The 8082-nt window shown below is 43.9% G+C and carries 9 protein-coding genes; 2 read left to right on the top strand and 7 right to left on the bottom strand.

Annotated features, from left to right (window positions below; translation table 11 throughout):
• On the top strand, positions 1-355 hold a 355-nt coding region (locus M979_RS23590; RefSeq protein WP_064553341.1), incomplete at its 5' end, for a hypothetical protein.
• Positions 348-1004, top strand: a complete 657-nt coding sequence (locus M979_RS01625; protein WP_064553339.1) for a hypothetical protein — start codon at positions 348-350, stop codon at positions 1002-1004. The genes M979_RS23590 and M979_RS01625, both read left to right, overlap by 8 nt.
• Before the next feature lie 82 nt (positions 1005-1086).
• Here the strand turns inward: M979_RS01625 and M979_RS01620 are convergent, their stop codons facing one another.
• The 7 genes from M979_RS01620 to M979_RS01595 all read right to left on the bottom strand — a co-directional run bounded on the left by M979_RS01620 (position 1087) and on the right by M979_RS01595 (position 7828).
• Complete coding sequence (locus tag M979_RS01620; protein ID WP_064553337.1) at positions 1087-1554, bottom strand: hypothetical protein; 468 nt, start codon at positions 1552-1554, stop codon at positions 1087-1089.
• Positions 1555-1719: 165 nt separating this feature from the next.
• Complete coding sequence (locus M979_RS23215) at positions 1720-1878, bottom strand: hypothetical protein (RefSeq protein WP_157093193.1); 159 nt, start codon at positions 1876-1878, stop codon at positions 1720-1722.
• A gap of 196 nt (positions 1879-2074) precedes the next feature.
• Positions 2075-2446, bottom strand: coding sequence for a hypothetical protein (locus M979_RS01615; protein WP_064553335.1), 372 nt, complete (start codon positions 2444-2446; stop codon positions 2075-2077).
• Between the two features lie 615 nt (positions 2447-3061).
• A complete protein-coding gene (gene yahO, locus M979_RS01610) occupies positions 3062-3331 on the bottom strand; it encodes a DUF1471 family periplasmic protein YahO (protein ID WP_034456756.1) in 270 nt (89 codons plus the stop codon).
• Between the two features lie 101 nt (positions 3332-3432).
• Positions 3433-4533 carry a mechanosensitive ion channel family protein gene (locus M979_RS01605; RefSeq protein WP_064553333.1) on the bottom strand — a complete coding sequence of 367 codons (1101 nt, stop codon included), beginning with the start codon at positions 4531-4533 and terminating at the stop codon, positions 3433-3435.
• A gap of 45 nt (positions 4534-4578) precedes the next feature.
• Entirely contained in the window at positions 4579-5769 is a 1191-nt protein-coding gene (locus M979_RS01600; protein WP_064553331.1) for an OmpP1/FadL family transporter, read from the bottom strand.
• A gap of 79 nt (positions 5770-5848) precedes the next feature.
• Entirely contained in the window at positions 5849-7828 is a 1980-nt protein-coding gene (locus tag M979_RS01595; RefSeq protein WP_425338123.1) for an alkyl/aryl-sulfatase, read from the bottom strand.
• Positions 7829-8082: the final 254 nt, after the last annotated feature.

Here is an 8082-nt window from a genome sequence, read left to right as displayed (position 1 = left end):
GATTGGTTTTCTATCACAACTATTCTTCTCGCATGAAATATTCAAGACAAACAATGAATTATATGTATTCTTGAAGCAAGTGTTTAAAGTTGAGTTTAAGCAATATATTATCTCATCAAGAACACTTATGTTTTCTAGATTAGCTAAACATATAGTCACAAACCATTCGAAAGGTGATTTGATTACAATAAAAAATAATATAATCAATACCATATATGGAAAATTAGATGAGCAACCATCCTTGTTCGAATTAACCAATGATGGAAATGACAAGGATACGAATAAGAGCAAGAAGAAAAAAAACACTACCACTGAAAGCATTGCTAAATGGATAAAAGGTTTCCAAGGTGAGTAAATTTCTCTCAATTGACCCTTATAACATATTAGGGACCATATCATCATTTAGAAACGAGTTTAAAAATCTCCCGGACAAATACATAGTTGATAGCCTACTATCGACTACTAAGAAAGCTATTTTCCTTAAAATCTTGCATGAAAGATCATTAAGAAATAATAGACACTTACTGAGCATTATTTATGATTTACTTTGTTGTGTTTCAACAATCAAAAACAACGAGGAAAGATATTTTTATTTCAATATAAGATCGTGCATTGAGAATTCTATAAGGTTTTTTTTAAATAAATCGAACGATGATGAAATCGGTGTAACTAGAATGTTTTTAGAATTTAAAGAAAAGTACAAAAACATTGACGCCGTGAGTAATTTAGCTAGAATTTACACTGAAGCATGTAATTATGTACATAATAATGAAAAAGCTGGAATAGATATTTCAAAAAGCTTTCAATTTATTGATTCCGAGAAGGTTATTGACAATAAAAAAGCTAGAAGGCTATGCAAGCATCTTTTAGACTTCCATTTATCCCTTAACGAAATCTTGTTGATAAATAACAAGTCAGATATAACGAGCGCGTATTTATATATTAATGAAAACATAGTTCATTTAATTAGCGCGGATTTTTTAGAAAGTTTATTTAATGACTAATTGATTCAGTAATTCAACATAGAATAGATTTCTTTTTTCACCTAACTAAAGTTTAAAGAAGGAATAATCCAGATTCGTTGCGTTAGCCCTTACACTCGTGGTGACATCCATAATCTGCAAGAGCAGGTATTGCCGCATCCATAGCGGCCGAGTGACGGTCCTTCCGCTTCCACGCACTATAAATATCCTTATCCCATGCCCTCCCTGCCACCGTCTGATAGCCAGCCTCGTTAATCCGCTCTGCAATGATGCGCCCATTGTTAAAACCTTGCCGGATTGTATCCGCCACAATCTGGAGCACCGCCGCTTCATTGTAGGGTTGTGATGGTATCCCTTGCTTACCGCCAGCCAGAGCAGCCGCTGCCACTTCCATTCGCTCCACCAGCGCCAGCAGACGGTTATCAGGGTTGCTGTCTGGCTGGTTAAGTTTCTGGCGTACTGCCTCAACCAGCCAGGCGGTTTTATCGGTGCCGGACTCATTCACAGCACAGTTGAACGCCCCGACCAGTTCAGCAGGGACACGGAAGGTAACGGAAATGGATTTGCTCATAATGACCACCAGCGGCAGGAAAGGATTAAGTGGTTATTTTACTACCGTAAGACAATGTAAGACAGCATTGAGAGGACTGAGGGTTTTGCTTTATTTGGTTTGACGTTCTGAAGTTGCCAGCGTTACACAGGGTCGCACTGGTATGGTTTTTTTCTACCCGGCTGATCAAACTAATCCGGTATCCACTGGTGAGGTATCCACTCTGGTATCCACCGAAATGATGGTTTCCAGCTGTGAGGTTTCCACGCAGGTTTCCAGCAAAACGGTATGGTCCGCAAACCCTAAGTTCGCACTAAGGTTCGCACCGAAAAGCACCGTTTCCATGTGGCACTTTTGATAAATAAGTGCGACATGCTACAGGCCACCATGTGGCACTTTTCGGGATTAAGTGCCACATGGTAATTCCCGTCATGTGGCACTTCTTTCAGAAAAGTGTGACAGGTATATATGACACTAAGGGGCTTTTGTCCGGGCATTCAAAAAGAGCCTTATCTGAGTGGCAACTCAATTTTGAGCCGGGTTAACCAACCCGAACGCATACACCATCAATCGCGTTATCAGCCCCAACGCTATCACGCACAACGTCGCATTGCCCTGGCAGGCCGTAACGAGAACAATTACACCATACGCCTTTACCAGTACCCGACTGCGTAGTGTCCTGTCGTTGTTCGTAGCTGGTTATCTTTTCCAGTAGGCCATCATTAACCATAGCCTCAAGTGTTCGCCTGGTGGATTCGAGCTGGTGGCGCTTGTCGAACGACTCCATGCCATACAGAAGGTAAGCCACGCCGGATACATCGAACGGAGGAACACCAATCTCGCCAGTCACCCATTTACGTTGCTCTGGCTCAAAGTAAGTGAGTATCTCTTTTTTACGGCTGGTCATTCTCATGGCTGGCTGATTCCTTATTGTGGGATAGATCTATCATACATTAAGGAAGCGAAGCACTTTTTCATGCATCGGTTAAATTTTGTTCCTGCCCTCCCCTTTCAGCAATGGCAACACCAAGCTATGAAAAAAATTGCCACGCTGATTACCCGCAGATAAAACGCTAATGAAAGGTCAAAAAAACAACCAAAAAAAAGAGACACAAAAACATTTGGGGGTACATCTGGGGGTATCTGAATAGATCGCATTAATTAAATAAGCATTATAACAATAAGTTACCACTCATTATCGACTCCTGTAGGGTACCATTTCGAAGTAAACAGACGTCAATCGACGTCTTTTTTTATGCCTGAAATTCAGCAAGTTGGCTAATTTTAGCGCGTCGAAAATCTCTTAGCATCTATCGACATCTACCAGCATTAAGTAATCTCTGTTGGTGTATGTGATGGCTCATCTCAATGGTTCTAAATACTGGCGTTAGGTATCTATCCTGAGATTTCATTATATGAAGCAGAAAAAGGTTGAGAAGAACGAGGGCTGAGACGGTTTTTAGGCTGAGTGCGTCATGTTGAAAAATACAACGCCCGGTGTAGACACTCTGCACCGGGCATTTTCATATTATTTTTTTTTGTAAACGTCTGCAGTTCCGTGCACTTTTTTATTAGTGTCTCCAGAGGTCAGCACATAAATATCGCCACCTTTCTCATCGGCCTTTTTAGAAAGGACGTCTTTAGCTTCAGCGGTACTGGTTTTCCCTGAGGTAGAAATGCTTCCAACTTTCACATACTGATCTTTCACTTTTTCAAATTCATTTTTAGGCATCAATTCAGCAGCAAACACACTGAAAGTCAGTGTTGACAAGATAAGGCCAGATATGATTTTTTTCATTTGTATTTCCTTGATGTTGATATCATTGATTGTGAGAAAAATAAAAGCCCATTAAATCTATAGCAGATACAAATCAACAAATCCAACATATAACTATTGATTTATTGAAACGCATTATGGTTCGGTTCCAGTAATTTTTCAGCTGATATATTTTTGTGGGTGAGAATCATACCCGGAATGGCAAGATTCACATCCATTGCTTTTAACCCCTCGATAATTGAGATATTAATTTCCTGCTGAATATCCATATACTTTGTGTAATCAGCAGTATTAATGATATAGACAACTTCAAAATTAAGTCTGTCTACACCAAAAGAGCTAAAATGGGCCCGATCGAATTTAACGTTTTCAAAACGCAATACAATTTCCTTTACCAAATCGGCAATAGCCCGCAACTTATCCACGGATGTATCTAAAGCGATACCAAAATTAAATACAATACGTCGCGACTGCATGCGTTTAAAGTTATGAATAGTCTGCTGTAATAGCACCGCATTTGAACAGACGATCTGCTCACCACCCAAGCTACGAATACGTGTGGTTTTTAAACCGATATGTTCGATCGTGCCGGTGACATTATTGAAAACCACGAAGTCACCAATTTCGAATGGCTTATCTATGCCAATAGAAAGTGAGGCAAAAACATCGCTGAGAATGGTTTGCACCGCCAGAGCAATCGCTATGCCTCCCACGCCAAGGCTGGCAATAAGTGCGGTGATATCCACTCCGGCATTAGCCAGAATAGATAACAGCATCACCGACCAGATAAGCCCTCTTATCACCAAACCCGTTATGACTAACGTTACCGGGTTACGATTCTCACCTGGTTTATTCATGACATATTTAATCCAGGATTGAATCACCTGATCAAGCCATAGCGCTACCTGAATCGCCAGAATTAAAAACCATGCATGCGAGATAATGTTATATAGCCGGTCCGGTAATGCCGTGAAGTGAAGGCTAATCAATAATGAAATAGCGAGAATAAGTGGCTTGCTGGTGCGGTGTAAAACATCAGAAAAGATGCTGTACAATACGGGACGATTATTTCCCTCAGCCCATTTCCTCACTCTTTTTTGTATAAATGAGATCATCGTTGTGATAACAAAGTAGATAATAGCTGTTACGGCTATCACTGCAAACACACTCATCCAAAAAGGGACAGAATAAACCCACGAATAGTAGTGAGAGTATGATGACATAAACCTTCCCCTTGCCTTTTAAAAACCCCATTACAAACTCGACATTTAAAATGAATAGCTATAATTTGCCGTGAAAAAGTAAAGTTTAGGGTGATCGTAAGTGCCGCCTAATACTGAATCGGAAACCGTTGAACTTTGCATGCTCATATATTCAAATGCGCCACCGAAACTACTCTGTTTAGTGAGTTGATATTGCGCACCTACGCCCCAACGCCAGGCATCACCGGATGGCATAGTAATGGATGTGTCATCCTGATTTTTATAAAAACTGCTGTCGTAAGCAATACCACTATTGAGGCGTAAATCAGGTGTTGCCTGAAACTGCACACCAAGTGCTGTATGCCACGTATCTTTCAGGCGATCTTTACTTTGCAATGGGCGGCTTGCAACCGAAGTTTCGCTACCGCTGTAGGCACTCCAGTCCTGCCAGCCCAGATCGGCAAGCAAAGCCCACTGGCTATTCATCTGGTGGAAAGCGCTGAACATCAACTGTTGCGGAGTCTGCACTGCTGCGCCCAGCGGCAGCGAATACGTCGGGCTACCCGGCAAACGGTTTAATGTGGCATCGGTTTTAACGTCAAAATCGTATTTTGTTTTACTGGTATAGGTAATGCCGAAACGTGTCATGTCGCTGAGTTCAAACATTAACCCAAGTTTACCGTTCAGCGCCCAGTCGTGATCATCAGACTTTTGCTCGCCGTCAGCCGTGTCACGCTTCAGGGAGAATAATCCGTAGTTGATGCCCGGGCCACCGCCAATTGACCACTTATCACCGATTTTCCATGCAATGACCGGCTGAAAGGTCAATGCAATTAAAGTCGAATCTTTGATTAATTGGCTGCCGGCCCAGTCATCAAAATGTAGACCTAAGCCATAGTTGCCATACATCCCCAGACCAATTTTGACGTCGTCGTTAATGCTATGACTGAGAAAACTACTAGCACCGGGAAACCAGCCGATGACATTGCCCGGCCCTTTGCCGTTACCGTCCAGGTTGTAGTGCGCATCACCGTACAATGCCTGTCCACCCAGCGTCAGGTGATCGCCTTGCAAACGGGTTAAACCTGCCGGGTTGCTGACAATTGTGCCCGCATCCTGCGCCCGTGCCGCCTGCCCTGCACCGGCAAGCCCGACATCTTCCGTGCCCACTTCATACAGATACAGCCCGCTTGCGTAAGCCTGTACTGAAAAGACGAAAGCAAGGCCGCAAGTCGTGTTAATTAACGTTTTTTTCATTACAGACCTTCCGTTCTCAGTCCGAAAAATGAGTTAAAAAAAGCCGGGCATCAAAAGATGCCCGGCTTCATCACGACTGTTACGGCTCGGCAATAGTGAACCAGAAATCAAATTTATCGAAGTTATCCAACATCGCTTTAAATTTGTCTTTGTTCTTATCGATTGTCACTTCGCCACTTTCGGTCAGGTTACCCAGTTTGAGTTTACCCAATGCGATGTCATCAAGCGTAGTGCGATTAAGCGTCACGGTGCCATCCACTTTGTCTTCCGGGAGCTGAACATCTTTGTTGTAGTTCAGCACGCCGTTTTGCATGGTCAGCACAAACTTCTCCTGGGTATCAGGGAAGATGAGGTTCCAGGTGTATTTCTGGTCGCCCGCCCGCGGCCCATTGAGGTGGATTGCCAGGAAGTCGAGGAACATTGGCGTCGTCATACCACGGATAATATCTGGCGAGCTGGTGTTCGGCGTTGCCACTTTATGCACGCCGCCACGCAGTTCCTGCGCACCGGAAAGGTAGAAGTTACGCGCCGGGCCTGACTCGGCCTGGTAGCCTAACTGCTCGAGAGCGTTAGCTTCAACTTCACGCGCTTCTTTGTTATCGGGTTGCGCAAAGACAACTTTATTGGCGACAGTTGCTGCCCAACGATAATCCCCTTTATCGAAAGAGGATTTCGCTGTTTCAATCATCTTATCGGCACCAATCATCTCGACATATTTCTTCGCTTCTTCAACTGGAGGATACGGGTCGAAGTTGGCAGGGTTGCCGTCCCAGAAGCCCAGGTACAGCTGATAAGTCGCGCGGACGTTATGCTTGAGCACACCGTAGTACCCGCGGTTGTAGAACTGTTTGGCCAGACTATCGGGCAGAGTGAATTTCTCAGCAATTTCATTCATCGTCATACCCTGGTTTGCCATACGCAGAGTTTGATCGTTGATGTATTTGTAGAGATCCCGCTGTCTTTCAAGATGGGTTACAACATTTTCATTGCCCCACTGCGGCCAGTGGTGGCTACCAAATGAAACAACGGCGTCTTTGCCCCACATGTTAATGGTTTCATTAAGCGTGGTACCCCATTTTTGTGCACTACGCACTTTGGCACCGCGTAATGTCAGAATGTTATGCAGGGTATGGTTGGCATCTTCTGCAAGATCAATGGCTTTAAACTGCGGGAAATAGAACAGCATTTCCGCCGGTGCTTCGGTGCCAGGCGCCATCTGGAAGACAACATCAATGCCGTCAACCGTCAGCTTTTCACCGGTTTTATCGATGAGTTTCGTTGGTTCAAACAGCGTGATGGTACCCGCAGCGGTTGTCAGCCCCAGACCACCACCCACGTTACCTTTAGGATCTTTTGGCAGTAAGTTGCCATACATATACGAAGCGCGGCGGCTCATCACGTTACCGGCAAAGACGTTTTCGCTGACCGCTTCTTCCATAAAGCCTTCTGGAGCGATCACCGGCACTTTACCGGACTTCGCATCCTCTTCGTTTACGATGCCGCGGATCCCCGCAAAGTGGTCAACGTGCGAGTGCGTAAATAACACACCGGTCACTGGGAGTTTCTCTACTTTTTCGTTGATAAGATCCAGCGCCGCTTTTGCCGTTTCCGCAGAAGTGAGTGGGTCGACAACTATCCAGCCGGTTTTACCGCGGATAAACGTAATGTTTGCCAGGTCAATGTTACGAACCTGGTATATACCATCGACCACTTTAAACAGGCCATGAATCGCTAACAGCTGCGACTGACGCCACAGGCTCGGGTTTACCGTATCAGGGGTTGGGCCTTCTTTACGTAAAAAGTCATACTGAGACAGATCGATGACGGTGTTACCAGACTCACCTTTAATAATCGGGCTTGGTAAATCCGCAATAAAACCTTGTTTAGCGTCAGTAAAATCTTGTGTATTTGAGAAAGGAAGGAATTGCTGAACGGCATTATTAGCCTGTTTTGTCGCTTCAGTAGCTTCGCCAGGTTGGGTCACCGCAGCAGTCTCTCCCGGTGCAGCCAAAGCTGATGCTACCCATAATGAAACAGGCAGCAAAGTTGTGCCAAGAATTAGCCTTTTATAACTTTTCACTTGTCTATTCCTCACCAAATTAAGGGGATAATACATTTCATTTCAGAAGAGTTTTTAGCGATATCGAGAAATCCACCTGAAATAACCAGGCACAGTGTTGAAAAGTATTTTTTAATAATTAAAAACTCCTTCCCCTCCACACCCTGGATGAGTGATTGTTTTTTCAAACTATAGTGCAAGACTTTTCAAAATGTAAACCGCATATTTATATGCATATTTCCGCTCACGACTTT

The organism is Buttiauxella noackiae ATCC 51607 (genome assembly GCF_001654865.1).
In the GTDB taxonomy this organism is placed as follows: Bacteria; Pseudomonadota; Gammaproteobacteria; order Enterobacterales; family Enterobacteriaceae; genus Buttiauxella; species Buttiauxella noackiae.
This window is presented reverse-complemented; position numbering and strand designations above follow the sequence as displayed.

Coding starts and splice junctions, on each gene's coding strand:
- M979_RS01600 (WP_064553331.1), bottom strand. CDS start 5,769: ATGAAAAAAACGTTAATTAACACGACTTGCGGCCTTGCTTTCGTCTTT.
- M979_RS01615 (WP_064553335.1), bottom strand. CDS start 2,446: ATGAGAATGACCAGCCGTAAAAAAGAGATACTCACTTACTTTGAGCCA.
- M979_RS01605 (WP_064553333.1), bottom strand. CDS start 4,533: ATGTCATCATACTCTCACTACTATTCGTGGGTTTATTCTGTCCCTTTT.
- yahO (WP_034456756.1), bottom strand. CDS start 3,331: ATGAAAAAAATCATATCTGGCCTTATCTTGTCAACACTGACTTTCAGT.
- M979_RS01620 (WP_064553337.1), bottom strand. CDS start 1,554: ATGAGCAAATCCATTTCCGTTACCTTCCGTGTCCCTGCTGAACTGGTC.
- M979_RS23215 (WP_157093193.1), bottom strand. CDS start 1,878: ATGGAAACGGTGCTTTTCGGTGCGAACCTTAGTGCGAACTTAGGGTTT.